Raw genomic sequence first — 26,885 nt, 5'->3', positions numbered from 1 at the left:
CGGCCTCATGCGGCGTCGCCCGGGCTCTCGCCACGCCGCGTCCAGCGGTAGAGGTCGCCCTCCGGCGCGGGCACGCCGCGCAGCTCGGCCAAATCGGCCCGCAACCGGCGCATGATCACGTCGGTCATCTCGCGCAGCATCTGCGGCCTCGGGTCGCGATCGCGGAACGCGCTGAGGTCGATCGGCTCGCCCACGGAGATGACGTGCCGCGGCCGCGGAATCAACTTGATCTTCTTCCGGTAGAGGTCGAACTGCTCCTGCACCCCCCACTGGGTCACCGGCACCACCGGGACGTCGGGCACCAGCGCGACCAGCCGGGCGGCGCCGGTCTTGCCGTTCATCGGCCAGCCATCCGGATCGCGGGTGACGGTGCCCTCCGGATGCAGCACGATCGCCCCGCCGCGCTCCAGGGCAGCCACCGCGGCGGCCAGCGACTGGCGGGCGTCGGTCGTCCCGCGGCGCACCGGAATGTGGCCCATCCAGCGCATTGCGGGGCCGATCACCGGCACTTCGAAGATCGACTCCTTGGCGAGGAACAGCGGGGTGCGGGCGGCGTCGAGCAAGAACGCCGCTGCGAGGAACGGGTCGACGTGCGAGACGTGGTTCAGCACGACGATCACCGGCCCCTGCTGCGGGATGCGCTCGATGTGCCGGTACTCGAGCCGGAAGAGGGTGACGAACGGCCGGTAGAGGACGGTGCGGACGAACCGCCAACCCGGTCCGAGCTTCTCGCCGTATCCGCGCTTTCGCAGGCGCTGGATCCTCGCCACCGAATCTCCCGTCTTCGTGGGGCCGCGCGCTCGACCCGCCGCGACCTGGGTGCAGTCTGCCGCATGGGCGCGGCAGGTCCCGGCCACTCGACCCGCGGCGCCCGGCGAAACTTGTTCCTAGACTCGACCACTGTGCGGTGGACCGTCCTACTCCCGGTCAAGGCGCTGCCCGCCGCCAAATCCCGTCTGCTGCCGGCCAGCGCGGACTCGTCCGAGCACCGCCGGCTGGTCGAGGCGATCCGCGCCGACACCGAGGCGGCCGCGCACGCCGCCGACGGAGTCAGCCGGGTGCTGCTCGTCGTGGACCAGCTGCCTGCCGCCGTCGGCCTGCCGAGCGCTGAGGTCTTGGTTCAACGCGCGCCGGGTCTGAACGCCGCGCTGCGCGAGGGCGCCGCGCACGCCGCGGCCCGCTGGCCGGACGACGGCGTGGCGGCGTTGCTCGGCGACCTGCCCGCGCTGCGTCCAGGCGAGCTGGCCAGCGCGTTGGGCGCCGCCGCGGGCCATCCGCGCGGGTACGTCGCGGACGCGGCGGGCACCGGCACGACGTTGCTCACCAGCCGGCCCGGCGTCGAACTGCAGCCCGCGTTCGGGGCCGGATCGGCGGCGCGGCACGCGGCGATCGCCGCCCCGCTCGCGGCCGGCCCCGGGCTGCGGACCGACGTCGACACCGCCGCCGACCTCGCCGCCGCTCTCGCGCTGGGCGTGGGGACGGCCACCGCCGCGCTCGTCGGCCCGCAGATCACGCCCAGTTCAACTTCGCCGGGCATGATGGCCGGATGAGCGCAGCTCGCAGTCCGCGCCCGGCGGCCGAAGGATGAGCATCGAGTCCGCCGCGCCTGGCCGCCAGCACCCGCACGCGCCCCCGTACGAGCTGTCCGACACGATCCCGGACGACGACCTCGACGGGGTCGCCGAACACGTCGACGACCTGCCCGACGACCGGTTCAGCAACCGCGAGCTGTCCTGGCTGGCGTTCAACGCCCGGGTGCTCGCGCTGGCCGAGGACCCGGCGCAGCCGCTGCTCGAGCGGCTGAAGTTCCTCGCGATCTTCGCCAGCAATCTCGACGAGTTCTACATGGTCCGCATCGCCGGCCTGAAGCGCCGCGCGGACATGGGCATCCAGGTCACTTCTGCCGACGGGCGCTCGACCCGGCGCGTCCTCGACGTCCTGTCCACCCGGATCCGCGAGCTGGTCGAGCAGCACGCCCGATGCTTCCGTGACGACGTCAACCCCGCCCTGGAGCGCGAGGGCGTGCACATCCGGCGCTGGGACGCCCTCGACGACGAGGAGCGCGCGCGGCTGGCCGAGTACTTCGAGGCCCAGGTCTTCCCGGTGCTCACCCCGCTCGCGGTCGACCCGTCGCATCCGTTTCCCTACATCTCCGGCCTCTCGCTCAATCTGGCGGTGCTCGTCCGCGACCCGGACGGCGAGGTGCAGCGCTTCGCCCGGGTGAAGGTGCCGAACAACGTCCCGCGCTTCGTGGTGGTCTCGCGCAGCGCGGAAGAGGCGGAGTTCCTGCCGCTCGAGGACCTGATCGCGGCGCACCTGTCGATGCTGTTCCCCGGCATGGAAGTCGTCGAGCACCACGTCTTCCGGGTCACCCGCAACGCCGACGTCGAGGTCGAGGAAGACCGCGACGAAGACCTGCTGCAGGCCCTGGAGCGCGAGCTGATGCGCCGCCGCTTCGGTCCGGCGGTGCGGCTCGAGGTCACCGACGACATCGACGAGGCGGTTGTCGGACTGCTTGCCAGCGAGATCCAGATCGATCCCGACGACGTGCTGCGGGTGCCCGGCCTGCTCGACCTCAGCGCCCTGCATCAGGTCTACGACGTCGACCGGCCCAAGCTGAAGGAGCGGCCGTTCGTCCCGGCCACCCATCCCAGCTTTGCCGAGGGCGAGACGCCGAAGTCGGTGTTCGCCACGCTGCGCGACGGCGACGTGCTCGTCCACCACCCGTACGAGTCGTTCGCGACCAGCACGCAACGCTTCATCGAGCAGGCCGCCGCCGACCCGCGAGTCCTCGCGATCAAGCAGACGCTTTACCGCACGTCCGGCGACTCGCCGATCGTCGACGCGCTGATCGACGCGGCGGCCGCCGGCAAGCAGGTCGTGGCGCTGGTGGAGATCAAAGCGCGATTCGACGAGCAGGCGAACATCAAGTGGGCCCGTGCGCTGGAACGCGCCGGCTGCCACGTGGTGTACGGCTTCGTCGGGCTCAAGACGCACTGCAAGACCGCGCTGGTGGTGCGCCAGGAAGGCAACCAGATCCGCCGCTACGCGCACATCGGCACGGGCAACTACAACCCGAAGACCGCGCGGATGTATGAGGACCTCGCGCTGTTCACCGCCGACGCCGACGTCTGCGCCGATCTCACCGACCTGTTCAACGTGCTGACCGGCTACTCGCGCCAGACCGAGTACCGCTCGCTGCTCGTGGCGCCACAGGGCATCCGGTCGGGGCTGATCACCCGCATCGAGCGCGAGATGCTCCTCGCCCGCGAAGGCCGCCCGGCGCTGATCCGGTTCAAGACAAACCACCTCGTCGACGAGCAGACGATCGACGCGCTGTATCGCGCCTCGCAGGCTGGTGTGCGCGTCGAGCTGCTGGTGCGCACGTTCTGCACGATCCGCGCCGGCGTGCCGGGGCTGTCGGAGAACATCCGCGCGCGCTCGATCCTCGGCCGCTTCCTCGAGCACTCGCGCGTCTACCAGTTCGGCGGCGACGGCGATCCCGAGTACTGGATCGGCTCGGCCGATCTCATGCACCGCAATCTCGACCGACGCGTCGAGGTGCTGACGCAGGTGCGCGAGAAGCAGGCGCGCGCCCATCTCGAGACGTGCCTGGACGCCGCGTTCGACGACGACACCGAGGCCTGGGATCTGCAGGCCAACGGCTCGTGGCGGCGCTCGGACGGCGCGCGGACCGACTACCAGGAGCTGCTGATGCGACGGCTCGCCGGCCGCGGCGAGTAAGCCGTGGCGAAGCAGGGTTCGCCAGACGTCCGCGCGGCAGGCGGCGCCGTGTGGCGCATACAAGACGGCCGGCTCGAGGTCGCCGTCGTCCATCGGCCGCGTTACGACGACTGGTCGCTGCCCAAAGGCAAGCTCGAGCGCGGCGAGAGCGAACTCGCCGCGGCGGTGCGCGAGGTGCGCGAGGAGATCGGCGCTGACGTGGTCGTGTCCCGCCTGCTCGGCAGCGTGGGTTACGACATCGGCGCGGCGCGCAAACGCAGCACCTTCTGGGTGATGCGGCACGTCGGCGGCGACTTCCGCCCGAGCAACGAGGTGGACGCCGTGGAATGGCTGCCTCCTGTCGATGCGCACGACCGGCTGACCTACTCGCTGGAGCGGCAGATCCTCGCCGACTTCGCCGCCGTGCCGCTGCCCGAATCGGTGATCGTGCTCGTCCGGCATGCGAAGGCCGGCAAGCGCGGCGAGTGGCGCGGCGACGACGCGCTGCGCCCGCTCGACTCCGTGGGCGAGCTGCAGGCGGCTCGTCTGGCCGGCTTCTTGCAGGTCTTCGGCCCGGACCGGGTGATCTCCGCCGAGCCGGTGCGCTGCGTGGACACCGTGCGGCCGTTCGCCAACGCGTCCGGGGTGCCGATCGAAGTCGACCCGGTCTTCGGCGACCTCGGGTACGAGTCGACGCCGGAAGCGGCCGAGACCGCGTTGCTCGCGCTTGCCAAGCCTGGGCAGGTGACCGTGGTGTCGAGCCAGGGCACCGCCATCCCCGGCCTGCTCGACCGGGTGGTGCGCGGCGTCCGGCCGACCGACACCAGGAAGGGCGCCGCCTGGGTGTTGTCGATCGTCGACGGCGCCGCCGTGGCCGCGGATTACTACCCGCACGCCGCCCGCTGAGCGGCGTTCGTCAGCAGCTTCGACGGGAGCTTCGCCGGCAGCCGGCAGCTTCGCCGGGAGCTTCGCCGGCAGCCGGCAGCTTCGACGGCAGCCGGGGCCCGGCGGGCGCTCGCCGGTCGGCCCCGTAGCGGCGTGACACGCCGGGCGCGACGCCGCCACGAGGCAAAGACAACCGACCGGGACTGGCGGCTGCGGGTCAGCCCTTCTTAGCTGGCGCCTTCTTCGCGGCCTTCTTGGTCGCCTTCTTGGCCGGCGCGGACTTCGCCGCTTTCGTCGCCGGCGCGGACTTCGCCGCCAACTTCTTGCCCGCGGCGGACTTCGTTGCCGGCGCCGACTTCTTCGCCGCCAGCTTCTTGGCCGCTGCGGTCTTCGTCGCCGGCGCCGACGTCTTTGCAGTGGACTTCTTCGCCGGCGCGGACTTCTTCGCGGCCTTCTTGGCTGGCGCGGCCTTCTTGGCCGCCGACTTCTTAGCTGGCGCGGACTTCGCAGCCGCCTTCTTCGCGGCCTTCTTCGCCGCCTTCTTAGCTGGCTCGGCCTTCTTCGCCGCCGCCTTCTTAGCCGGTTCAGCCTTCGTCGCCGCCGCCTTCTTCGCGGCGTCCGCCTGGCGCTGGGCCTTCTTGGCGGCCTTCTTCGCGGACTTCTGCGCCTGCTTGACGACCGGCGTGCTCTTGACCGCCGCGGCCGCCTTGCCAGGCGCCTCGCGGACAGCCTCGACGGCGTCCTGCACGGCAGACGCGGCGCGGTCCTGCGCGTCGCGCACCACCGCGGCAGCCCGACCCGGCGCATCCCGCACCGCGTCGGCGGCGGTCTTCACCGCGGCCTGAGCCCGGGCGGTCCGCTCCTGCGTGAACTCGCGGGCGCCGCTGGCGATCTCGCGGAACTCGGTGCCGGGGCGGAACGCGACGACGCGCTGCGCGGCCACGCTGACGCGGGCGCCCGTCGCGGGGTTGCGCGCGGTGCGGGCGGCGCGCTCGCGCCGCTCGAATACGCCGAAGCCGGTGATCGCGACGCGCTCGCCGCGCGAGATCGCGGCGTACACGCTGTCGATCACCGCGTCGAGCGCCACCGCTGCGCGCTTGCGATCAACGTCGAGGCGCTCAGCGAGCTGATCGATGAACTGAGCCTTGTTGGGCACGTGTCCTCCAGGGACGAACTGCTCGACCACCATGGTCGGTCCGGGAAGTCACGCTAGAGCCAACAACGCCTGCGGACAACGCGAACCGCCTACGCTGTAGGGAATTTCTTTCCAGAATTCAGCTGGCGACGGTCGGCAGCCACGGCTTTCGAACCGCTTCGTACCGCTCGACGTCGTCGGTGTGCCGCAGGGTGAGCCCGATGTCGTCGAGGCCTTCCATGAGCCGCCAGCGGGTGTAGTCGTCGAGCGCGAAGTCGTGGATCTCCCCTGCCCAGCGGACATTCCGCTCGACGAGGTCGATGGTCACCTCGCTAGCCGGAGCTTCCTCGACGTCGTCCCACAGCCGCTGCACGATCTTCTCCGGCAGCTGCACCGTGAGCAGTCCGGCCTTGAGAGAGTTGCCGCGGAAGATGTCGCCGAACCGCGGCGAGATGACGACTTTGAAGCCGTAGTCCAGCAACGCCCACACCGCGTGCTCGCGCGAGCTGCCGGTGCCGAAGTCCGGTCCGGCCACGAGCACCGTCGCGCCGGCGTACTGCGGCTGGTTCAGCACGAAGTTTGGCTCGTTCGCCCGCCACGCGTTGAACAGGCCGTCCTCGAAGCCGGTGCGCGTCACCCGCTTCAGGTACACCGCAGGGATGATCTGGTCGGTGTCGACGTTGCTGCGCCGCAGCGGAACCGCGCGGCCGGTGTGCACCGTGAACTTGTCCATCTAGCTGGGGTCCTTCCCGCCGTCTTCTTGTCAAAGTTGTCCTCGCCTCGCCGGGCTGACGACCGTCCAGGCGAGGACAACTCGGGTGCGTTAGAGGTCCGCCGGGCTGGCGAGGTGGCCGGCGACCGCGGTGGCGGCGGCGACCAGCGGCGACACCAGGTGGGTTCGGCCGCCCTTGCCCTGCCGGCCTTCGAAGTTGCGGTTGGACGTGGACGCGCTGCGCTCGCCCGGCGCCAACTGATCGGGATTCATGCCGAGGCACATCGAGCAGCCCGCCTGCCGCCATTCGGCGCCGGCCGCGGTGAAGATCGCGTCTAGCCCCTCCTGCTCTGCCTGCTGGCGCACCCGCATCGAGCCGGGGACGACGAGCACCCGGACGTCGTCGGCGACCCGCCGGCCGGCCAGCACCGCCGCGGCCGCTCGCAGATCCTCGATGCGGCCGTTGGTGCAGGAGCCGACAAAGACCGTGTCGACCTTGATCTCGCGCAGCGGCGTCCCGGCCGTCAATCCCATGTACGCCAGCGCTTTCTCGGCCGCGACGCGGTCGGACTCGTCGGCGAAACCGGCCGGGTCCGGGACGCTCGCGTCGAGCGGCGCGCCCTGCCCCGGGTTGGTGCCCCAGGTGACGAACGGCGTCAACGTGCGCGCGTCCAGGGTGACCTCGGCGTCGAACTCGGCGTCGTCGTCGGTGCGCAGGCTCGACCAATATTCGACCGCGTCGTCCCACTCGGCGCCCTTCGGCGCGTGGTCGCGGCCGTGCAGGTAGTCGAACGTCGTCTGGTCGGGGGCGATCATGCCGGCCCGCGCGCCCCACTCGATGCTCATGTTGCAGACCGTCATGCGGCCTTCCATGGACATGCCCTCGAACACCGAGCCGCGGTACTCGACCATGTAGCCCTGCCCACCGCCGGTGCCGGTCTTGGCGATGACGGCGAGGATGACGTCCTTCGGCGTGACGCCGTCGGGCAGCTCGCCGTCGACGGTGACGGCCATCGTCTTCGGCCGGTCCATCGGCAGCGTCTGGGTGGCCAGCACGTGCTCGACCTGGCTGGTCCCGATGCCGAACGCGAGCGCGCCGAACGCGCCGTGCGTCGAGGTGTGCGAGTCGCCGCAGACGATCGTCATGCCCGGCTGGGTGATCCCCAACTGCGGGCCGATGACGTGCACGATGCCCTGCTCGACGTCGCCCATCGGATAGAGCCGGATGCCGAACTCCGCGCAGTTGCGGCGCAGCGTCTCGATCTGGGTGCGGCTGATCTCGTCGGTGATCGCGCTGGTGCCGAGCAGCGGCAGCGTGTAGTCCGTCGGGGTGTTGTGATCCTCGGTGGCGAGCGTCAGGTCCGGCCGATGCACGGGGCGTTCGGCCAGGCGCAGCCCGTCGAAGGCCTGCGGGCTGGTCACCTCGTGGATGAGGTGCATGTCGATGTAGAGGAGGTCTGGCTCGCCGGCGGCGGAGCGGACGAGGTGGCTGTCCCACAACTTCTCGGCGAGCGTCTTGCCCATGCCGTGCCTCCTTGCGCCGGGCGCGTCAGCCCGATGTTGTTATCTCACGATACGAGACCGTAGTATCGCTGTGTGGGACAGTCTAGCAGCGCGAGCGCGGTGAGCGGAATCGGCGTCGTGGACAAGACGGTCGCGATTCTCACCGCGGCGGCCGTCGAGCCGCGCTCGCTGTCGGACCTCGTCGCGGCCACTGCGCTGCCGCGCGCGACCGCGCACCGGTTGGCGGTCGCGCTCGAGGCGCACCGGCTGCTCGCCCGCGACGTGGAGGGCCGGTTCCTGCTCGGCCCGCGGGTCGCCGAACTCGCCGCCGCGCTGCCCGACCCGCTCGTCTCGGCCGCGGCGCCGGTGCTCGCGTGGATTCGCGACGAGTGCGGCGAGAGCGCGCAGCTCTACCGCCGCGACGGGTCGGAGCGGGTGTGCGTCGCGGCCGCGGAGCGCTCGCACGGGCTGCGCACGACGGTTCCGGTCGGCTCGCGGCTGCCGCTGACCGCGGGCTCCGGCGCGCAGGTGCTGCTCGCCTGGTCCGACGCCGCGCTCGACCTGCCCGTGCAGGCTGAATTCGCCGCCCGGACGCTGGCCGACGTGCGCCGGCGCGGCTGGGCGCAGTCCGTCGCGCAACGCGAGGCGGGCGTGGCGTCGGTGTCCGCGCCCGTCCTGACGTCGGCCGGCGAGCTGCTAGCCGCCGTCTCGATCTCCGGGCCGATCGAGCGGCTGGGACGCTCCCCTGGCGCCCGCTTCGCGCCGGTGCTGATGGCCGGCGCCCGCCGCATCGTCGCCGCACTCGCCTGAGCGACTCGCGGCACTCGCCGCCCGCCGGATGGGTCGTACCAGGACCCCTACCCTTCGACAGTGGTCAGTTCTGCGATCGGTGGGCGCTCGTACGTGACCACTGTCCGACCAAACTGACCACTGTCGTGGACACGGGCGACGCCGGCACTCGTTCTACACCGTCAGCTAGGCGGCCATGCTGCGTCGGCCGCGGCGGGCAGGCAGCACGTGCGGCGCGCGCTCCGCGATGAGCTGGCGCAGCTCCGGCTTGATCTGCCACGGCCGGCTGAACACCTCGGCCGGCCCGAACGGGAGCACCAGCCAGTGCGCCCGGCGCAGGTCGGTGAAGCGGGTGATGTCCTTGCGCATCCGCGGCAGTCCGGCGTGGTCGGCGCCTTGATATTCGAGCGCGATGCGCGCAGGCGCCAGCGACAGGTCCGGCTCGGCCAGCCAACCGCCCTCCTCGCGGTAGACCGATTCGTTGACTTCGAAGCGAGGCATGTCCGGCCCGCTGATCGCGACACGAAGATGGCTTTCCGGTCGCGAGCGCGACCGCTTGTCGAGTAGGGCGAGAGCCGCCCGCGCGCGGTTCGCCCGGTGTCGTTGAGAGCCGGCGTCGATGACGTCTCGCAGTTGCTCCGCCGTCACGCCGAGCCGGAGCGCGCTATCCCCCGCCGCGACGAGGTCCGGCAGGGACAGCTCGCGGGCAAGGTCGCGCCAGGTCCGCGCCAGCGAGGTCACCGCGACGCCGTCGACCCGCGCGATGTCTGCTGGCCGCAGCTGAAAGCGGTGCGCGACGAATTCGGGTCGACGTGTCCTGGTCATCGCCCTGCCGGCGACCCCGAGTGACGCCGTCGCAATGTGCACCGTGGCCGGCAAATCGTCGGGCAGCCACAGGCCGTGCAGCCGGGCCGCCGTGACCGACGCGATCACGCTGTCCGGCGCCGAGGTCGCCAAGGCTGCGATGCACCGTCCCGCGAGCTCATCGGCCTGATCCGCGGGGGCGTGACAACCGCGCGCGATGCGAACCAGCGCGTCGTCCATGTGCCGATTGTCGGTGCGGCAGGTCGTCGACCGCGCGGCCTGGGGTCGTCTGTGGACAGCCGCCTGTCTGTCCACAGGCGCGCCCGCTGCCCGCGGATCCGCGACAGTGGTCATTTACCGCCGTCAGTGGTCGCCTGGCCGCGCCCACCGACGCTGAAAATGACCACTGTCAGCAGCGACGGGCGAGGGGTGCGAACGGCTACCAGTTCGTGGCGACGTAGGTCGTCTCGAGGTATTCGTCGATGCCCTCGAAACCGCCCTCGCGGCCCAGACCCGACTGCTTCACCCCGCCGAACGGCGCCGCCGGATCGGACACCAGTCCGCGGTTGAGCCCGACCATGCCGACCTCGAGCCGCTCGCACACCCGCAGGCCGCGGGCCAGGTCGCCGGTGTAGACGTAGCCGGTGAGCCCGAATTCCGACGAGTTCGCGATCGCCAGGGCGTCCTCGTCGTCGCGGATCGTGATGATCGGCGCGACCGGACCGAACACTTCCTCCACCGCGACCGCGGAATCCCGCGGCACGCCGGTGAGCACGGTGGGCGGGTAGAAGAAGCCCGCGCCCTCGACCGCCGACCCGCCGATGACGGCCTTGGCGCCGGCGTCGACCGTGCGCGACACCTTGTCGGCGATGCCGTCGACGGCCTTGCGGTTGATCATCGGCCCGATCTCGGTGTCCGGCGAGGTGCCGGGGCCCATCGTGAGCGCGCCCATCCGGTCGGCCAGCTTGGCGGCGAACTCGTCGGCGACGGATTCGGCGACGAGGAACCGGTTGGCCGCCGTGCACGCCTGGCCGCCGTTGCGCATCTTCGCCAGCATCGCGCCGTCGACCGCGGCGTCGAGGTCGGCGTCGTCGAGCACGATGAACGGATCGTTTCCGCCCAGCTCCATCGAGGAGTTGACGACGCGGTCGGCCGCCTGCTTCAGCAGCGCGCGGCCCACGCCGGTCGACCCCGTGAACGACAGCTTGCGCACCCGGTCGTCGCCGAGCGCGGCCTCGACGAGCTCGCCGGGCTTGTCGCTGGTGAGCACGTTGACGACGCCGTCCGGCGCGCCGGCCTCGGCGAGAATCTGCGCGAGCACCAGCGCGGTCAGCGGGGTGTCCTCGGCGGGCTTGAGCACGAACGCGCAGCCGGCGGCGAGCGCCGGGCCGATCTTGCGTGTCGCCATCGCGGCCGGGAAGTTCCACGGGGTCAGCAACAGGCAGACGCCGACCGGCTTGCGGAAGGTGAGAATTCGGTTCGCCCCGGACGGCGCCATCCGCACCTCGCCGCCCACCCGGACGGCCTCCTCGGCGTACCAGCGGAAGAACTCGGCGGCGTAGACAACCTCGCCGCGGGCGTCGGTCAACGACTTGCCCATTTCCAGCGACATCAGGTAAGCAAGCTGCTCCGTGCGCTCGATCATCAGCTCGAACGCGCCGCGCAGGATCTCGCTGCGCTCGCGTGGGGCCAGCGCGGCCCAGCCCGCCTGCGCGTCGGCCGCGGCATCGACGGCTCGCCGGACGTCGTCGACGCCTGCCCGCGGCACCGCGCACAAGACCTCGCCGGTCGACGGATCGAGCACGTCGAACGTGCCGGCCGAGCCGTCCACCCACTTCCCGCCGATGAACTGCTGGGTTGGCGTGCCCTCGGGAACCGACATCTGCGTGACCTCCGTCGTCGTCGGCCTCGAGCTTGCCACCGCGCGTCGCCGCGCGTCGCCGCCCGCCCCTCTTGCCCTTTGGGTGTACGACTGTGCACTATCGCAAGAGAGGCTGAGCGAGCAGCCACGGCACGAAAGGCGACACCTATGCGCCCGGACGAGATGCGCGACACCGGAGTGCTCGCCGGCACCACCCTCGGCGAGATCGCGGACGTTGTGCACGGCGTGCACAAAGCGGCCGCTGAGCGGATGTTCGAGCTGCTGGGCGCCGCTGGCAGCCCGATCCGCGTGCTGCACGACGGCGTCGCGGCGATCGCCTACGGCTCGACCAAGCTCGGCGTGCGCTACGGGCCGCCGGCCGCCGCGCTGGTCGCGAGCGCCTTCGCCGATCCTGCAGCGGACTCCGCTCACGACACTGCCCGTGGGCGGTTGGCCCTGGGCGCTGTCAACGGCGTCATTGGCGACCGGGTGGCCGAAGAGGCCGCGTCGCTCGCGCCGCAGCTGCGCATTCGCCTGCACGGCGGCCGGCTGCGGCGGGTGCCCGCGAACCTCGCCGCCGACGCCGACGAGTCGGGGCTCGCGACCGGCCGGCTGGTGATCTTCGCGCACGGCCTGTGCGAGACGGACCTGTGCTGGTCGTTCGCGGCCGGGAAGCGCTGGGGCGACCGAAGCGCCACCTACGGGTCGATGCTGCGCGACGACGACGGCTGGACGCCGCTGTATCTGAACTTCAACACCGGCCTGCGCATCTCGCACAACGCGCGCGAGCTCGCCGAACTGCTCGAGGACCTCGTGTCGCAGTGGCCGGTCGAGGTCACCGAGATCGCGCTCGTCGGACATTCACTCGGCGGCTTGATCGCCCGCAGCGCGGCGCACCAGGCCGACGCCCTTGGCTACGCGTGGCGGCACAAGCTGCGGCACATCGTCGGGCTCGCCACGCCGCACCTCGGCGCGCCGCTCGAGCGCTTCGTCAACCGCGCGACCCACCGGCTCGCCCGGCTGCCGGAGACGCGGCCGCTCGCCGGATTCCTCAACCAGCGCAGCGTCGGGATCAAGGATCTGCGCTACGGCGCGGTGCTCGAGCAGGACTGGCTCGGCTTCGACCTCGACGAGCTGACCGACCGCTGCTCCCCCGCGACGATGCTCGAGGGCGTCGCCTACTCCGTCGCGTCGGCGACGCTGTCCCGCGAGCCCGCCGGGGTGTTCGCCACCGACCTGCTCGTGCAGCACGTCAGCGCGCACGGAATCGGCAAGCCGCGCTCGATCCCGTTTCCCGAGGATCGGATGTTCCACCTTGGCGGGCGCAAGCACCACTTCGACCTGTTGGCCGACCGGATGGTCTATGACCAGCTGCGCTCGTGGCTGGCCGGCGCTGACGGCTCGGGTTCCGCGGCCGGCGAGCCGAAGCGCCGCCGCCGCGCGCTGCGCCAGCGCGACCGCGACCGCCAGCGCGACCGCGACCGCGACGTGCGCTGACCGGTCGCCCGCCTGGCTCGCGCCGAGTCGCCTGCGGTAAGACTGCTGGCGTACGAGAGCGGACGGAAGACGCAGCAGCCGGCGAAGGAGCGCGAGATGAGCAGGGACCCCTACGACGACCTCCCGGACGTCGCCACGTTCGAGGTGACCAGCGCGGACGCCGCGCACGGCCAGCCGCTGAACAAGCCGCAGGTGTCCGGCGTCTTCGGCGCGGGCGGTGACGACGTGTCGCCGCAGCTGTCGTGGTCCGGCGCGCCCGAGGGCACGCAGAGCTACGCCGTCACCGTGTACGATCCGGACGCGCCGACGGCCAGCGGCTTCTGGCACTGGGCGGCGTTCAACATCCCGGCGTCGGTCACCGAACTCCCAAGCGGCGCGAGCGGCGCAGGCATGCCCGACGGCGCCGTGGAGTTGAAGAACGACGGCGGCACGGTGGGCTACATCGGCGCCGCTCCCCCGCCCGGGCACGGCACGCACCACTACCACGTGGTCGTGCACGCCGTGGACGTGCCGAGCCTGGAGATCCCGGCGGAGGCGTCCCCAGCGTTCCTCGGCTTCAACCTCTTCAGCCATACGCTCGGCCGGGCCCGCCTCGTCGCCGAGTACGAGGTCGCCGAATGAGTCAACAAGTTCAAGGCGTCATCGCGCGCAGCGTCAAGGCGCCGGTCGAGGTCGTCACGATCAACGTCCCCGATCCCGGTCCCGGCGAGGCGCTGGTCAAGATCCAGGCCTGCGGGGTGTGCCACACCGACCTGCACTACCGCGAGGGCGGCATCAACGACGAGTTCCCGTTCCTGCTCGGCCACGAGGCCGCGGGCGTCGTCGAGGCCGTCGGCCCGGACGTCATCGACGTCGCGCCCGGCGACTTCGTGATCCTGAACTGGCGCGCGGTGTGCGGGCAGTGCCGCGCCTGCTCGCGCGGCGAGCCGCAGTACTGCTTCGACACCCACAACGCTCGTTCGAAGATGACCCTCGACGACGGCACCGAGCTGTCGCCCGCGCTCGGCATCGGCGCGTTTGCCGAGAAGACGCTCGTCGCCGCCGGCCAGTGCACCAAGGTCGACCCTGCGGCGCCGGCAACGGTCGCGGGACTGCTGGGCTGCGGCGTGATGGCCGGCATCGGCGCGGCGATCAACACCGGCGCGGTCAAACGCGGCCAGAGCATCGCCGTCATCGGCTGCGGCGGCGTGGGCTCGGCGGCGGTCGCGGGCGCTCGGCTGGTCGGCGCCGGCACGATCATCGCGCTCGACCTCGACGACCGGAAGCTCGAGTGGGCGCGCGATTTCGGCGCCACCCACACCGTCAACACCACTGGCCTGGACCAGGACGCCGTCGTCGAAGCCGTGCAGGAGCTGACCGGCGGCTTCGGCGCAGACGTCGTCGTCGACGCCGTAGGCATCCCGGCGACGTACAAGCAGGCGTTCTACGCCCGCGATCTCGCCGGCACCGTCGTGCTCGTCGGCGTGCCCAACCCGCAGGCGGCGCTCGAGCTGCCGCTGATCGACGTCTTCGGCCGGGGCGGCTCGCTCAAGTCGTCCTGGTACGGCGACTGCCTGCCGTCGCGGGATTTCCCGGCGCTGATCGACTTGTACCTGCAGAGCCGGCTGCCGCTGGACAAGTTCGTCAGCGAGGAGATCGGCATCGACGACATCGAGGCCGCGTTCGAGAAGATGCACGCCGGCGACGTCCTGCGCTCGGTCGTGGTGTTCCAGACATGAACCTGCGCGTGGATCACACGACGACGAGCGGCACGTTCAGCCTGGACGGCGGCACGTGGGACGTCGAGAACAACGTGTGGGTCATCGGCGACCACCGGGCGTGCGTCGTGATCGACGCCCCGCACGACGCCGGCCCCATCGCCGGGCTGATCGGCGACCGGATGCTGCTGGCGATCCTGTGCACGCACGCGCACGACGACCACGTCACCGTGGCCCGCGAGCTGTCCGACCGCTACGCCGCGCCGATCTATCTGCACCCGGCCGACGAGCCGCTCTGGCGGATGACGTATCCGGACGGCGAGTACTACCCGCTCGAGGACGGCCAGCAGATCCCAGTCGGCGACCGGCAACTCGACGTGCTGCACACGCCGGGGCACTCCCCCGGCGCGGTCTGCTACCTGTCCGAGGACCTCGGCGCGGTCTTCACCGGGGACACGCTGTTCGCCGGCGGTCCGGGCGCGACCGGCCGGTCGTACTCCGACTTCGACACGATCGTCGAGTCGATCCGCGGCCGGCTGCTGACGTTGCCGCCGGACACCGTCGTGCACACCGGGCACGGCGCGGACACGACGATCGGCGCCGAGGCGGCGGGCACCGACGGCTGGCAGCGCCCGGACTGACGCCGGGTCCTTATCACCGCAGCCGACCGGTCCTGGTGATCAACTGGCCGGTCGGACGGAGTGCCGAGACGCCCGCGGAGCGGTCACTCGCCGCCGGGGTCGGCGTTGGTCAGCTCGTTGATTTCGTCCCGGCTGAGCCGCGCGTAGAGCTGCGCGGCGGCGACGTTCTCCTCCAGATGCCGGACGCTGGACGTGCCCGGGATCGGCAGGATGTTCTGCGCGCGGCCGAGCAGCCAGGCCAGCGCCACCTGGGCAGGCGTGGCGTCGTGCTTCTTCGCGATCTCGTCCACCGGGCCGCCGTCGCGGGCGAGGTCGCCGGCCGCGATCGGGAACCACGGGATGAACCCGATGCCCTCGCGCACGCAGTAGTCGACGACGTCCTCGGCCTTGCGGTTAGCGAGGTTGTAGAGGTTTTGCACGGTCGCGACCTCGACGATCTTGCGGACCTCGTCGATCTCGTCCGGCTGGACTTCAGAGAGCCCGATGGCGCCGATCTTGCCCTGTTCCTGCAACTTCTTCAGAGCGCCGATCTGGTCCGCGAGCGGCACCTTCGCGTCGATGCGGTGCAGCTGGAAGAGGTCGATGCGCTCGAGCTTGAGCCGGCGCAGGCTCATCTCGACCTGCTGGCGCAGGTATTCCGGCCGAGCCACCGGCAGCCACTGGTCCGGGCCTGTGCGCACGAGGCCCGCCTTCGTCGCCACGAGCACCTCCTCCGGGTACGGGTGCAGCGCCTCGGCGATGATCTCCTCGCTGACGTAGGGCCCATAGGAGTCGGCGGTGTCGATGAACGTGACGCCGAGTTCGACGGCGCGGCGGACGACTTTCACGCACTCGTCGCGGTCGGCCGGGGGCCCCCAGATGCCCTGGCCGGTCAGGCGCATGGCGCCGAAGCCGAGCCGGTTCACCTGCTTTCCCGCGATCTCAAAGGCGCCGGACTGGCTGGCTGGCAGGTCAACAGTCGTCATGCCTACACAAGTACCCCAACCTGGCAGCCCGCGTACAGCTCGCGTCGCGCGGGTCGCCCCGCGCGGGTCGGACGTAAGCTTTGCCGATGGCGCCCGCCAAGGATCAGCTCGCGCTCGACGACCACCTGTGCTTCGCGCTCTACGCGGCCAGCCGCGCGATGACCGCGCGCTACCGGCCGCTGCTGGACCCGTTGGGTCTGACCTACCCGCAGTACCTCGTGATGCTCGCGCTGTGGGAGTCGGACGAGGCGACGGTCACCGAGCTGGGCGACAAGCTGCTGCTGGATTCCGGCACGCTGTCGCCGCTGCTGAAGCGGCTCGAGGCGGCCGAGCTCGTCAGCCGTCGTCGGCGCGCCGATGACGAGCGCTCGCTGCTCATCCGGCCGACCGAGCGCGGTTGGCGGCTGCGCTCGAAGGCGGCACGGGTGCCGGCAATGATCCGCGCGTCGCTTGCCGACTTCGACGTGCCGGCGATGACCGGCGAGCTGCACGACCTCGCCGGCGCACTGCGCGCGGGCGACCTGTGACGCCGACCTCTGACGACGACCGCGGCCGGCTGACCGACGGCTGCCCGGGGAGATAGGTTGCGCACAACCGATGTTGGTACGGTGACGATGACCGGCCAAACATCGACGAAGGAGACCAGCATGCCCACACGCACCGCTCGCACCGCCTGGAACGGGAGCCTGCAGGACGGCTCCGGCCAGGTCGAGCTGTCGAGCTCGAAGGTCGGCACCTATGAGGTGTCGTTCCCGAAGCGCGCGGCCGACGACGCCGGCGGCACGACCAGCCCGGAAGAGCTCATCGCGGCCGCGCATTCCTCGTGCTACGCAATGGCGCTGTCCGCGCTGATCGCCGAGGCCGGCGGCACGCCGCAGGCGCTCGACGTGCAGGCCGACGTCTCCCTCGGCCCGGACCCGGCCGGCGGCTTCAAGCTGACTGGTATCACGCTCACCGTGCGCGGCGAGGTGGACGGCCTCGACGCGGCTGGTTTCGCCAAGGCCGCCGCCGACGCGAAAGCCGGCTGCCCCGTAAGCAAGGCGCTGACCGGCGTCGAGATCACCCTGGACGCCGAGCTGGACAGCTGACGGCGGTGACGGCGTTCTCCGCGGTGTCGGCGGTGACGCCGACCGCGGAGGGCGCGTTCAACGCCGACATCCACCCGGCGTGGACGATCGACGGCAAGCCGAACGGCGGATACCTGCTCGCGATCATCGCCCGCGCGGCGACAGCCGCGAGCAGCCAGCCGCACGTGATCGCGGCGAGCGCGCACTACCTGCGCGCGCCGCGACTCGCGACCGTGAGCTTGCACGTGGAGGTCCTGCGCACGGGGCGCACGGCGACGCAGCTGCGCGCCCGGCTCGTGCAGGACGGCGAGTGCTGCGTCGAGGCGCTGTTCACCATGGCGTCGCTGGACGCGACGGTCGAGCCGCGATGGGCCGGCGGCGTGCCGCCGGCGCCGACCGGCCGGCGCGAGGACGCTGTCCGGATCCCGAGCACCAGCCCGACCGGCCTGCCGGTGGCGATCATGGACGAGGTCGACCTTCGGCTGGACCCCGAGACGACCGGCTTCGCCGTCGGCCGGCCGAGCGGCAGCGGGTTGCTCACCGGCTGGCTCGCCCTGCCGGGCGACGAGCAGTTCGACGCCGTCTCGCTGCTCTACGCCGTGGACGCGTTCCCGCCGGCCACCTTCGAGATCGAAGCGTCCGGCTGGGTGCCGACGCTGGAGCTGACCGCCTACGTCCGCGCCCTGCCTGCGCGCGGGCCCGTCCGGATCATCCACCGGGCCGGGTTGATCGACGCCGGGCGGGTGGACGAGCAATGCTGGGTCTTCGACTCGCGCGGGCGGTTGGTCGCCCAATCGACCCAGCTCGCTGGCATCCGAATCTGAGAGAGCCGAATCTGAGAGGGCGCGCAGGTTCAACGGCTGTTTGACGCCAATCACCCAGCGACAAAGGGCAAGATGGAGTACGTGACCACCCCGTCCCGGCGCCGGCTGCTGTCGGCCGGCCGCGCCTGGTGGGACCAGAGCCTGTACGTGACGGGCTACCGCCGGGTCCGCGAGTTGGATCTCGACACCCACGCGCTCGCGCTGTGCGCGCAGCAGGTGCTGTGCACGGCGCCGCTCATCGTGGCGATGTCGGCGGTGCTGCAGCGGTTTAACGGCCGCGGTATCAGCCTGATCATGACCCACTTCTTCGGCTTGAGCGGACAGTCGGCGGATGAGGTGGCCAGGCTGTTCGGGCGCTCGTCGCCGTCGATCAGCACCTGGGCGCTGCTGTTCGCGCTCGCCACCGCTGTCGTGTTCAGCACGAGTGTGGGCGCGGTGCAGCAACGAGCCTTCGAGTTGATCTGGACGCTGCCGCGGGTCAGCGGTGTGCGTTGCTACACCCGTCAGCTGATCTGGGCGTTGGGCCTCGGGGTGTTCACGCTGGCGGTCCTGTTCGCCGGCCGGATCGGTCGCGAGATCAACGCGAACGTCCTCAACACCGGTCCCTGGTCCAGCGTGATCCTGCAGGGCGTGCTCACGTTCGGCTTCTACTGGTGGTCGCAGCACTGGCTGCTCGGCGGCCGGGTGGGCTGGTGGTCGCTCTGGCCGGGCGCGTTTGGCGTGGGCGTCGGCACGACGGTCCTCGTGCGCGTGTCGCGGTACTTCGTGCCAGCCCAGATCGAATGGCAGGCCCGCGCGTACGGCCTGATCGGCGGCGTGTTCGTGTTGTCCGTCTGGCTGATGATCTTGAGCGCGGTCATCTTCGGCGGCGTGCTTTTGGGCGCGCTCATCGTGCAGCGCCGGATGGAGCGCCGCGGCGGCGATCCGGGGTTGCTCGCCGAGTCGCCGTTGACACTGGGCGGCCTGCAGTCGGCGTCCGACGAGCACCTGCGCGCGGTGTCCGAAGAGGACCTGCCGGTCGCGCCGCTGCGCTAACGCGGCGGAGGCGGAGCTAGGAGTTGTCGGCGAGGTAGCGGTCCGGGTCGACGTCGTCGGTGTCGATGCCCTCGCCGTTTGGGTGCAGGTGGTAGAAGCGCAACCACTTCATCGCCAGCTCGTGCCGCAGCTCGGGCGACGCGCTCTTGATGAAGTCCGGCAGCGCCTCGCGCTCCTCCTCGTCGAGGTGCTCGCCGTTCTCGGTGCGCGCCTTGCCGACGGCGTCATACCACTCCGCCGTGCCCACTTGCAGAGCGCTCGCTGCCCGCACCGCGTCGCGGATCTCGTTATGGTCGTGGATCGCGTCCTCGGTCTCGTCCTTCGGGTCGCCGGCCTCGCCGCGCTTGAGCAGCGCCGGATAGAAGATCGTCTCCTCGGCCTGCGCGTGCGTGTCGAGGCGAATCGCCAGCGGCGCCCAGACGGCGGTCAGCTCCTCGGTCGTGCGGGCGTCGTCCAGCAGGAAGAAGCGCCGGCGCAGCCAGTCGTGATCTTCGTAGATGAGCTCGATGATGTCGGCCATCGGCCCAGCATGGCACGCCCTGCCCTGGTGCTTGAGATGGTCGCGTTTCGGGCCCGAAACGCGACCGTCTCAAGCACCAAGACAGGGCTGCCGGATGCGCTGCAGCGCGTGGCCGAGGTGGGCGGCGAGCCCTCGGCTGTGCGCGACGTCGGTGCTCGACCAGCGTCGGTGGCGGTGCGAGCTGAGCTCCAGCACGCCGATGGTCTTGTCGGCGACCGTGAGCGGCACCATCAGCAGGCTGGCGTGGTCGAGGCGGCGCAGCACGAGCGTCTCCGCGCGATCGGCGGCGGGGTCGGCGAGGTGCACCTCTGCCGTGTTGCCGGTTTCCAGCACTCGCCGGGTGGACGGGTAGTCGACCAGCGCGTAGCGGGCCGTGTCGATCGGGGCGCAGCTGGAGGTGATCTCGCGCAACACGCCGTCGAGGTCGAGCACCGAGACGCCGACGCGATCCACGCCGAGCTCCGCCGCGGCCTGGGCGGTTGCGGTGTGCAGCTCGACGATGGTGGACGCGCTCGACATCGCCGACGTCATCGCGTGCATGTGCTCCGCGTCCGCCGCGCCGGCGCCGGCCGCGCGCTCGAGCGCCGTGCCGCGCGCCTGCTGGCACGCTTCGACGATCGTGCGCGCGATCTCGGCGACCTCCGGCGCCGGGCCGCCCATCACCCAACCCTGGGCGTAGTCGACGTCGAAGTCGGCGAGCGCCGCGAGGTCGTCCAGGCTCTCGACCCCCTCGCCGATCACCGCGGCGCCCATCCGGTGCGAGAACGCCACGAGCGCCTCGAGCACTGCGGCCTGGGCGGGATTTCGACGGACGTTGGTGATCACCGTCCGATCGATCTTGACGTAGTCCGGGCGCATCGTGGCCAGCCGCAACAGGCCGGCGTACCCGGTGCCGACGTCGTCGATGGCGATCTTCGCCCCGCGCTGGCGCAGCCGCTCGAACTGACGCTGCAGGCCTCCTGGGTGGTTGGCGCGGTGCTCGGTGACCTCGACGATCACGCCGCTGAGGTCGTCGTCCCAACCGCGCGTCACCACCGGGTGCTGCAGGACGTCCGGGCTGACGTTGACGGCGAGCCGCAGGCCTGTCGGCAGGTCGGGGCGCCGGTCCAGCGCGGCGCGCAGACACGCGGCTTCGAGGCTGTAGCCGTAGCCCGCCGCGTACGCCTCGGCGAAGACCTCGTCCGCCGGCCGGCCCGGCGCGTGCGCGAAGCGGGCGAGCGCCTCCACCGCGAGCGGCACGCCGGTCGCGACGTCGACGATCGGCTGCAGATGCACGTGCAGGCCGCGCAGAACGGCCGTCACGTCGACGTCGATCGGCGTCAATGCTGTCAAGATCGCCACCCATTGCTTACGGGGATCACAATTTCCGGGGTCGCAGCACACGCTAAGTTCACCTACGGACCGGGCGCCACCCGGTTCTCGCGTTCGTAATCGAATGGCGCTGCGCACGGCCAAAATGATCCGTATATCGAACACCAACCCGGTGTTTGCGTGCCAATGTCGCGCCGAGCGGCGCGCCGCTCCGACATGTCGAAGATCCCCAGCTAGCCAAGTTGTCCGCTCTCGCGGCTCTAGCCGCGCCGCTCGCGGCCTTCCGCCTGGGCCACACGCTTCCGGCCAACTGGCTCCTGACCCGCGAGCGCCTTCTCCAGCAGTCTCGCCAGCGTCGCCCGCTCGCCGTCGGTCAGCGGCGCGAACACATCCGTCTCCTTCGTCTCGGCGGCCAGCACAGCCGCCCGGAACAGGTCCCAGCCGGAGCGGGTGAGCGTGACGATCATCCGGGTGCGGTTCTGCGGGTCCGGGAGTCGCTCGATCAGCCCGCGTTCGACCATCCGGTCGAGCCGGTGGGTCATGGTGGATGCGGACACGCCAGCCGCGTCGGCGAGCCGAGACGGGTTCGAGCTGCCGCCGCGCCCTTCGATCGCGAGCGCCTGAAGCACGGGCCACTCCGAGCGGGAGAGATCGAGGGCGTCAAAGCGGGAGTTGTAGAACACATCGAGACGGCGGGACAGCCGGGACAGCGCTGTGACGATGCGCTGCACCGTCTCTGCCGCGCCGGCTTCGGTGTAGACGCGGACGACGCGCTCGTACTCGGCCCAGGGCGTGCGCCGCGTCATCTTTTGCAGTTTACCGACGGACCCCGGACGGTGGGCAGGGTCACCACTTCGCCCCCTGATGGAACACTCCGGCACACCGCTCGGTTAGCTTCGATATCGAAGTTTCAAATGCAACTATTGATTATCGAAGTGAGAGTTTCGCAGTGCGTTCCACATCTCGGCAGTTGTGTGCCCTCGTCTTCGGCTCGTCGCTCGGCGCGGTCGGCTGGGGCGCGGTGCTGCCATTCCTCTACGCCGACATCGCGCAGGCCCGCGGGCTCGGCGCCGGGGCGGCCGCAGTCACCTTCATCGCGTTCGCCCTCGGCGCGCTGCTCGCCGCGCCGGCGGCCGGCCGGCTGGCCGACCGCGCCCGCCCGGTCGTCGTCGCGACGGTGGCGCGGACCGGCATGATCGTCGCCGTCGTCGGCTTGATGTTCGCGGGCCACGCGACGACCGTGTGGCTTGCCGCCCTCGGCTACGGCGCCGCGCTGGCCGTTGTCCAGCCCGCCACGTCGGTGATGGTGCTGGAGCTGAGCCCGGCGCATCGGCGCCGCGACGCCTTCGCCTGGCAGTCGATCGGGCAGAATCTCGGGCTCGCGGTCGGCGGCTTCGCCGGCGGACACCTGGTGAACCTGACCACGCCGACCGGCGCCCGGCCGGCCTACCTGTTCGCCGCGCTGGCCAGTGTTGCGAGCCTGGTGCTCGTCGGCGTCGTCGGCCGACGCGCGGAACGCCCGGCGCTCGCCGCGGTCACGAGCGACGAGCTCGGTTACCGGCAGCTGCTCGGTGCGCCAGCGGTGCGCTGGCTGCTCGCCGTCACCGGCCTGCTCACCCTCGCCTGCTACGCGCAGTACGACTCGGGGCTGCCGTCGTACGCGCTGACCGTGCTCTCCGCGCCGCCGACGACGCTCGGGACAGCCGTCGCGGTGAACGCGGTGCTCGTCGCGGCGCTGACCGCGCCAGTCATCCGGGCGACGCGGCGCACCTCCCCAGCGCTGCTTCTCGCGGCCTGCGCCAGCATCTGGGTCGTCGTGTGGCTGGTGCTGGCCGCGCCGATGCTCGGGCTCGGCGGCGCCTCGGCGTTCGTGATCGGCGGCTACGCGCTGTTCAGCCTCGGCGAAACGGTGCTTGCCCCGGTGCTGTCGCCGCTCGCCGCGGCACTCGCCCCCGACGGCGCGGTCGGCCGCACGCTCGCCGCGATGAACGCCGCGCAGACGGCCGCGACCGCGCTCGGGCCGGCGCTGTCCGGCGTGCTGCTCGCCCTGGGCGTGCCGTTCGCCTTCATCGGCCTGCAGCTGCTCTGCTGCGTGGCCGCGATCATCGGCGCACGCCGGCTGCACGTCGAGACCGCGGTCCTCAGCCGCCCGCGTGGGGCAGGCTGGGCCCATGACGAACTGGCGGGGCGGCTCGAGCGCCGAGCTGCCTGAGCCGATCCGGCCGTCGCCGGCCGTGAGCTGAGCGGCTCGACGTGCACTTGTGGCAGGTTCCCCTGCTCGTGCTGGCTGGCGTCGGCGCCGGCCTGACCGGGAGCATCGCCGGGCTCGCTTCGCTGATCAGCTATCCAGCCCTGCTCGCGGTGGGGCTGGCGCCGGTGACCGCCAACGTCACCAACACCGTCGGGCTCGTGTTCAACACCGTCGGCTCGGTGGCCGGGTCCCGGGCCGAGCTCGTCGGCCAGCGGACGCGGGCGCGCCGGATGTCGCTCGTCGGCGTGGCGGGCGGGGGGGTCGGGGGCGTGCTGTTGCTCGTCACGTCCTCCACCGCGTTCGAGAAGATCGTGCCCTGGCTGATCGGTGTCGGATCGCTGACAATCCTCGTCAACGCCCGCGCCCCGCTGGACCCGGACGCGCCACCGAGACGCGACTCGCACCTCGTGCTGTTCGGCGTGTTCGTCATCGGCGTCTATGGCGGCTACTTCGGCGCAGCCGCGGGCGTGCTGCTGCTCGCGCTGCTGCTCGCCGCGACGGCGGAGCCGCTGCCGCGCAGCAACGCGATCAAGAATCTGGTGCTGGGACTGGCGAACTCGGTCGCCGCGGTCGTGTTCGTCTTCTTCGGCCACGTCGACTGGGCCGCCGCCGCGCCCTTGGCCGTCGGACTGCTCGTCGGCGGCCGCGCCGGCCCGGTGATCGTGCGGCATGCGCCGGCACGGCTGCTGCGGGTGCTGATCGCGGTCGCCGGCGTCGGGCTCGCCGGGTACCTCGGCGTCGCCGCCTACACCTGACGACTGCCCGCCAGCGCCCTTTCCCACACGTCGCGGTCGAAGTCGATCCATTTCCGACCACCTGGTGTGGGAGGCGAGCAGATGACGGTCGGCTGGCCCGCGACCGGCCCGGGCGGTACGGTTCCCACGCACGGGGCGCCGGGGGGAGCTGCCATGTCGAACAACCTCGCACGCCGCCGCACGCGTGCGATCACCGGATTCGTGGCGCTCGCCGCCGCCGCGCTGCTAAGCGCTGTCACCGGAGTCGGGCCGACCGCCACCCGGGTCGCCGACGCCGCGACGATCAACGCTCCGAACACGCCGCTGCCGGCCGGCACGTACTGCAACCAGACTCCGACGCAGCCGACGCCCGCTGGCCAGACGCCGAGCCCGGCCGACTACAACGGGCCGACGAAGGTGCTGCACATCTTCGAGGAGAACGAGTCCGCGAGCGTCGTCAACGGCGTCGACGCCGACGACGCCGGCTTCGAGCTGAACACGCTCGGCGCGCAGTGCGGCGTGCTCAGCAACATGCACGGCGAGTCGCACCCGAGCGAGCCGAACTATCTCGACGACACAGATGGCGGAAACAACCCGCAGTGGGCGCTGTGCGACGCGCCGCCCAACAGCGCCGGCTGCGCCGCCTATGGCGCCGCCACGCAGATCAGCGCGCCGAGCATCTTCAGCCAAGTCGAGTCGAAGTACGGCGCGCACGGGTGGCGGGTCTACGGCCAGGACCAGACAAGCAATTGCCAGATGACCAACAGTGCCGACGGGCTGTTCGTCGTGCGGCACAACCCGCCGCAGTACTACACCGGCGTGAACTGCGCGGCCGACGACGTCCCGGCCGGCAACTGGCAGGGCAAGCAGGGCGCCTTCTACTCCGACGTCGTCAACGGCACCCTGCCGGCGTTCGGCATGTACACGCCGAACAACACCGACGACGGTCACGACCCGGGCTCCAACGACCCGCCGAGCGTCAACATCGGCAACCTCGACACCGCGCTGGCCAACGTGCTGGCGCTGATCCAGAGCGGCCCGGATTATCAGTCCGGGAAGCTGATCGTGATGGTCACCTTCGACGAGGGCACCACCACCGGCAAGCCGCCCTACGACGACGCGCGCACCGGCGAGGACTGCGCCGACCCGAGCCAGGACGACAGCTTGCCGTCCTGCCAGATCCTCACCTACGTCGTCGGCCGATACGTGCCGTCGGCTGCCGACAACGACTTCACGACGCACTACAGCATGCTGAAGACGACGCAGGAGATCCTCGGTCTCACGCCGGCGAACGGCTACGCCTGGCTTGGGCACGCCGGCGACATGCTCACCAACGACTTCTATTACGACTTCAAATTGGCGCCGGACAGCTGGTCGACGGGCGCCGCGCCGACCCCGCCGCCGCCCACCACTCCGTCGGCGCCCACCGGCGTCAGCGCCGCGGCCGGCGACGCCGTCGCGTCCGTGTCCTTCACGCCGCCGGCCTCCAGCGGCGGCGCGTCGATCAGCGGCTACACCGTGACCTCGGCGCCGGGCGGGATATCCGCGTCGGCAGCGCATTCCCCGGTCAGCGTCGCGGGCCTGACGAACGGGACGAGCTACACGTTCACCGTGGCAGCCGTGAACAAGTTCGGCGCCGGGCCAGCGTCCGGGCATTCCAACGCGGTGACGCCCGCGGCCGGCTCGACGACCGCGCCGCAGCTGCTGGGCGACCCTGGCTTCGAGTCCGGAAACGGCGGCTGGACCGCGTTCACCGCCGGGACGCTCACCCGGGTGGCCACGCCCAAGCACGGCGGCGCAGCCGCCCTGCGCGTCGCGTCGCCGAACGCGACCGCCGGGGTAGTCGGCTTGACCCAGAACGGGGTGGTGACCTCGTCGACGGCCGGCAAGACCTACACCGCGTCGTGCTGGGTCTACGCCACCAGCGCCGGACTCAGCGAGCGCATCCGCCTGCTGGAGTACACGGCGAACTTCGCCAGCAACACCCAGTTGCAGCAGACCGTCGCGACGCTGCCGGCGAACAACTGGACGCAGCTGCAGGTCAGCGCGGCCGCGCTGCGTTCAGCGGAGCGGATCATCCCGCAGATCTACTCGACGAACGAGACCAGCTCGACCGGCTCGGTGGTCTACGACGACTGCTCCGTGACCACCGGCCTGCCGCCGTCGGCCACCGCGCCCGGCGCGCCGACGGGCGTCGCGGCCACCGCGGGCAACGCCTCGGCGGACGTCGCGTTCACCGCTCCGGCGATCACCGGCGGCGCGCCGATCACCGGGTACACCGTGCGCTCGACGCCCGGCGGCGTGACCGCCACCGGAGCCGGCTCGCCGATCACCGTGAGCGGTTTGACGAACGGCGTCGCGTACACGTTCACGGTCACCGCCGCGAACCGCGTCGGCCCCGGCCCCGCGTCCGCGCCGTCGGGCAGCGTCACGCCGACCGCGCCGCCCGACGGCGCGCAACTGCTGCCGGACCCGGGCTTCGAGTCGGGCAACGGCGGCTGGACCGCCTTCCAGGTCGGCACGCTGACCAGGGTCGCGTCGCCGACGCATGCCGGCGCGCGGGCGCTCGCGGTGACCGTCCCGGCCGGCACGACCGGCAAGCTCGTCGGGCTGACGCAGAACAGCGCCGTCACGAACTCGACGACCGGCCGCAAGTACACGCTGTCCTGCTTCGTGCAGCCGACCAAGTCCGGCCTCTCGCTCGTCGCACGGCTGCTCGAGTACACGCAGAGCTACAGCAGCAACACGGCGCTGAAGACGACGACCGTGGCGAGCCTGCCGATCGGACAGTGGACGCAGGTGACCGTCAGCGGCACGGCCGCGCGCAGCGGCGAGCGGGTGATCCCGCAGATCTACGCGACGAACGAGACCCCGACGAACGGCAGCCTGACCTACGACGACTGCTCGCTCATCGGTTCCTGAACGCACGGC

At 71.4% G+C, this 26,885-nt stretch carries 25 protein-coding genes; 15 read left to right on the top strand and 10 right to left on the bottom strand.

The window, feature by feature from the left end; translation table 11 throughout:
* Positions 1–5: 5 nt before the first annotated feature.
* The gene (locus ACFFBG_RS14530) at positions 6–770 is read right to left on the bottom strand and encodes a lysophospholipid acyltransferase family protein (protein ID WP_375479921.1); all 765 of its coding nucleotides are present in this window, start codon (positions 768–770) and stop codon (positions 6–8) included.
* A 132-nt stretch (positions 771–902) separates the two neighbouring features.
* On the opposite strand from ACFFBG_RS14530, the gene cofC reads away from it, so the two are divergent.
* The 3 genes from cofC to ACFFBG_RS14515 are packed head-to-tail and all read left to right on the top strand — an operon-like array spanning position 903 to position 4,629.
* Entirely contained in the window at positions 903–1,550 is a 648-nt protein-coding gene (gene cofC, locus ACFFBG_RS14525) for a 2-phospho-L-lactate guanylyltransferase (RefSeq protein ID WP_375479919.1), read from the top strand.
* A 34-nt stretch (positions 1,551–1,584) separates the two neighbouring features.
* Positions 1,585–3,744: an RNA degradosome polyphosphate kinase gene (locus ACFFBG_RS14520; protein WP_375479917.1), complete on the top strand. Its 2,160-nt coding sequence runs from the start codon at positions 1,585–1,587 to the stop codon at positions 3,742–3,744.
* Between the two features lie 3 nt (positions 3,745–3,747).
* A complete protein-coding gene (locus tag ACFFBG_RS14515) occupies positions 3,748–4,629 on the top strand; it encodes an NUDIX domain-containing protein (protein ID WP_375479915.1) in 882 nt (293 codons plus the stop codon).
* Positions 4,630–4,825: 196 nt separating this feature from the next.
* Here ACFFBG_RS14515 and ACFFBG_RS14510 read toward each other — a convergent pair whose 3' ends face one another.
* From ACFFBG_RS14510 to leuC, 3 genes are all read right to left on the bottom strand, one after another.
* Positions 4,826–5,764 (bottom strand): HU family DNA-binding protein, encoded by a 939-nt coding sequence (locus tag ACFFBG_RS14510; protein ID WP_375479913.1) that lies wholly within the window; start codon positions 5,762–5,764, stop codon positions 4,826–4,828.
* A gap of 118 nt (positions 5,765–5,882) precedes the next feature.
* Entirely contained in the window at positions 5,883–6,476 is a 594-nt protein-coding gene (leuD, locus tag ACFFBG_RS14505) for a 3-isopropylmalate dehydratase small subunit (RefSeq protein ID WP_375479911.1), read from the bottom strand.
* Positions 6,477–6,566: 90 nt separating this feature from the next.
* Positions 6,567–7,979, bottom strand: coding sequence for a 3-isopropylmalate dehydratase large subunit (leuC, locus tag ACFFBG_RS14500; RefSeq protein ID WP_375479909.1), 1,413 nt, complete (start codon positions 7,977–7,979; stop codon positions 6,567–6,569).
* A gap of 72 nt (positions 7,980–8,051) precedes the next feature.
* On the opposite strand from leuC, the gene ACFFBG_RS14495 reads away from it, so the two are divergent.
* On the top strand, positions 8,052–8,768 hold the full coding sequence (locus ACFFBG_RS14495) for an IclR family transcriptional regulator (protein ID WP_375479907.1): 717 nt from the start codon (positions 8,052–8,054) through the stop codon (positions 8,766–8,768).
* A gap of 165 nt (positions 8,769–8,933) precedes the next feature.
* On the opposite strand, the gene ACFFBG_RS14490 is transcribed toward ACFFBG_RS14495, so the two are convergent.
* Complete coding sequence (locus tag ACFFBG_RS14490; protein WP_375479905.1) at positions 8,934–9,791, bottom strand: hypothetical protein; 858 nt, start codon at positions 9,789–9,791, stop codon at positions 8,934–8,936.
* Between the two features lie 199 nt (positions 9,792–9,990).
* Positions 9,991–11,433, bottom strand: a complete 1,443-nt coding sequence (locus ACFFBG_RS14485; RefSeq protein WP_375479903.1) for an NAD-dependent succinate-semialdehyde dehydrogenase — start codon at positions 11,431–11,433, stop codon at positions 9,991–9,993.
* Between the two features lie 147 nt (positions 11,434–11,580).
* Here ACFFBG_RS14485 and ACFFBG_RS14480 point away from each other — a divergent pair, with 147 nt between their 5' ends.
* From ACFFBG_RS14480 to ACFFBG_RS14465, 4 genes are all read left to right on the top strand, one after another.
* Positions 11,581–12,909 (top strand): esterase/lipase family protein, encoded by a 1,329-nt coding sequence (locus ACFFBG_RS14480; RefSeq protein ID WP_375479901.1) that lies wholly within the window; start codon positions 11,581–11,583, stop codon positions 12,907–12,909.
* Positions 12,910–13,005: 96 nt separating this feature from the next.
* Positions 13,006–13,530, top strand: a complete 525-nt coding sequence (locus ACFFBG_RS14475; RefSeq protein ID WP_375479899.1) for a YbhB/YbcL family Raf kinase inhibitor-like protein — start codon at positions 13,006–13,008, stop codon at positions 13,528–13,530.
* Positions 13,527–14,627 (top strand): S-(hydroxymethyl)mycothiol dehydrogenase, encoded by a 1,101-nt coding sequence (locus tag ACFFBG_RS14470; protein ID WP_375479897.1) that lies wholly within the window; start codon positions 13,527–13,529, stop codon positions 14,625–14,627. Before ACFFBG_RS14475 ends, ACFFBG_RS14470 begins: the two co-directional genes overlap by 4 nt.
* On the top strand, positions 14,624–15,247 hold the full coding sequence (locus ACFFBG_RS14465) for an MBL fold metallo-hydrolase (RefSeq protein WP_375479895.1): 624 nt from the start codon (positions 14,624–14,626) through the stop codon (positions 15,245–15,247). The genes ACFFBG_RS14470 and ACFFBG_RS14465 overlap by 4 nt, the downstream gene beginning before the upstream one ends.
* Before the next feature lie 83 nt (positions 15,248–15,330).
* On the opposite strand, the gene ACFFBG_RS14460 is transcribed toward ACFFBG_RS14465, so the two are convergent.
* Positions 15,331–16,212 carry an aldo/keto reductase gene (locus ACFFBG_RS14460; protein ID WP_375479894.1) on the bottom strand — a complete coding sequence of 294 codons (882 nt, stop codon included), beginning with the start codon at positions 16,210–16,212 and terminating at the stop codon, positions 15,331–15,333.
* A gap of 86 nt (positions 16,213–16,298) precedes the next feature.
* Here ACFFBG_RS14460 and ACFFBG_RS14455 point away from each other — a divergent pair, with 86 nt between their 5' ends.
* The 4 genes from ACFFBG_RS14455 to ACFFBG_RS14440 all read left to right on the top strand — a co-directional run bounded on the left by ACFFBG_RS14455 (position 16,299) and on the right by ACFFBG_RS14440 (position 19,138).
* Positions 16,299–16,739 (top strand): MarR family winged helix-turn-helix transcriptional regulator, encoded by a 441-nt coding sequence (locus ACFFBG_RS14455; protein ID WP_375479892.1) that lies wholly within the window; start codon positions 16,299–16,301, stop codon positions 16,737–16,739.
* Positions 16,740–16,859: 120 nt separating this feature from the next.
* Positions 16,860–17,300 carry an OsmC family peroxiredoxin gene (locus ACFFBG_RS14450; protein ID WP_375479890.1) on the top strand — a complete coding sequence of 147 codons (441 nt, stop codon included), beginning with the start codon at positions 16,860–16,862 and terminating at the stop codon, positions 17,298–17,300.
* Positions 17,301–17,305: 5 nt separating this feature from the next.
* On the top strand, positions 17,306–18,103 hold the full coding sequence (locus ACFFBG_RS14445) for a thioesterase family protein (RefSeq protein WP_375479888.1): 798 nt from the start codon (positions 17,306–17,308) through the stop codon (positions 18,101–18,103).
* A gap of 81 nt (positions 18,104–18,184) precedes the next feature.
* Complete coding sequence (locus tag ACFFBG_RS14440; protein ID WP_375479886.1) at positions 18,185–19,138, top strand: hypothetical protein; 954 nt, start codon at positions 18,185–18,187, stop codon at positions 19,136–19,138.
* Between the two features lie 16 nt (positions 19,139–19,154).
* Here the strand turns inward: ACFFBG_RS14440 and ACFFBG_RS14435 are convergent, their stop codons facing one another.
* The 3 genes from ACFFBG_RS14435 to ACFFBG_RS14425 form a co-directional block, all read right to left on the bottom strand.
* Positions 19,155–19,658 (bottom strand): hemerythrin domain-containing protein, encoded by a 504-nt coding sequence (locus ACFFBG_RS14435; RefSeq protein WP_375479884.1) that lies wholly within the window; start codon positions 19,656–19,658, stop codon positions 19,155–19,157.
* Between the two features lie 69 nt (positions 19,659–19,727).
* Positions 19,728–20,990 (bottom strand): EAL domain-containing protein, encoded by a 1,263-nt coding sequence (locus ACFFBG_RS14430; RefSeq protein WP_375479882.1) that lies wholly within the window; start codon positions 20,988–20,990, stop codon positions 19,728–19,730.
* Between the two features lie 239 nt (positions 20,991–21,229).
* On the bottom strand, positions 21,230–21,775 hold the full coding sequence (locus ACFFBG_RS14425) for a MarR family winged helix-turn-helix transcriptional regulator (RefSeq protein WP_375479881.1): 546 nt from the start codon (positions 21,773–21,775) through the stop codon (positions 21,230–21,232).
* Positions 21,776–21,918: 143 nt separating this feature from the next.
* On the opposite strand from ACFFBG_RS14425, the gene ACFFBG_RS14420 reads away from it, so the two are divergent.
* From ACFFBG_RS14420 to ACFFBG_RS14410, 3 genes are all read left to right on the top strand, one after another.
* Positions 21,919–23,181 (top strand): MFS transporter, encoded by a 1,263-nt coding sequence (locus tag ACFFBG_RS14420; RefSeq protein ID WP_375479879.1) that lies wholly within the window; start codon positions 21,919–21,921, stop codon positions 23,179–23,181.
* 41 nt (positions 23,182–23,222) lie between these two features.
* A complete protein-coding gene (locus ACFFBG_RS14415; protein ID WP_375479877.1) occupies positions 23,223–23,975 on the top strand; it encodes a sulfite exporter TauE/SafE family protein in 753 nt (250 codons plus the stop codon).
* Between the two features lie 153 nt (positions 23,976–24,128).
* Positions 24,129–26,876, top strand: coding sequence for a fibronectin type III domain-containing protein (locus ACFFBG_RS14410; RefSeq protein ID WP_375479875.1), 2,748 nt, complete (start codon positions 24,129–24,131; stop codon positions 26,874–26,876).
* Positions 26,877–26,885: the final 9 nt, after the last annotated feature.

The organism is uncultured Jatrophihabitans sp., assembly GCF_964251945.1.
Classification (GTDB): domain Bacteria; phylum Actinomycetota; class Actinomycetes; order Mycobacteriales; family Jatrophihabitantaceae; genus Jatrophihabitans.
This window is presented reverse-complemented; position numbering and strand designations above follow the sequence as displayed.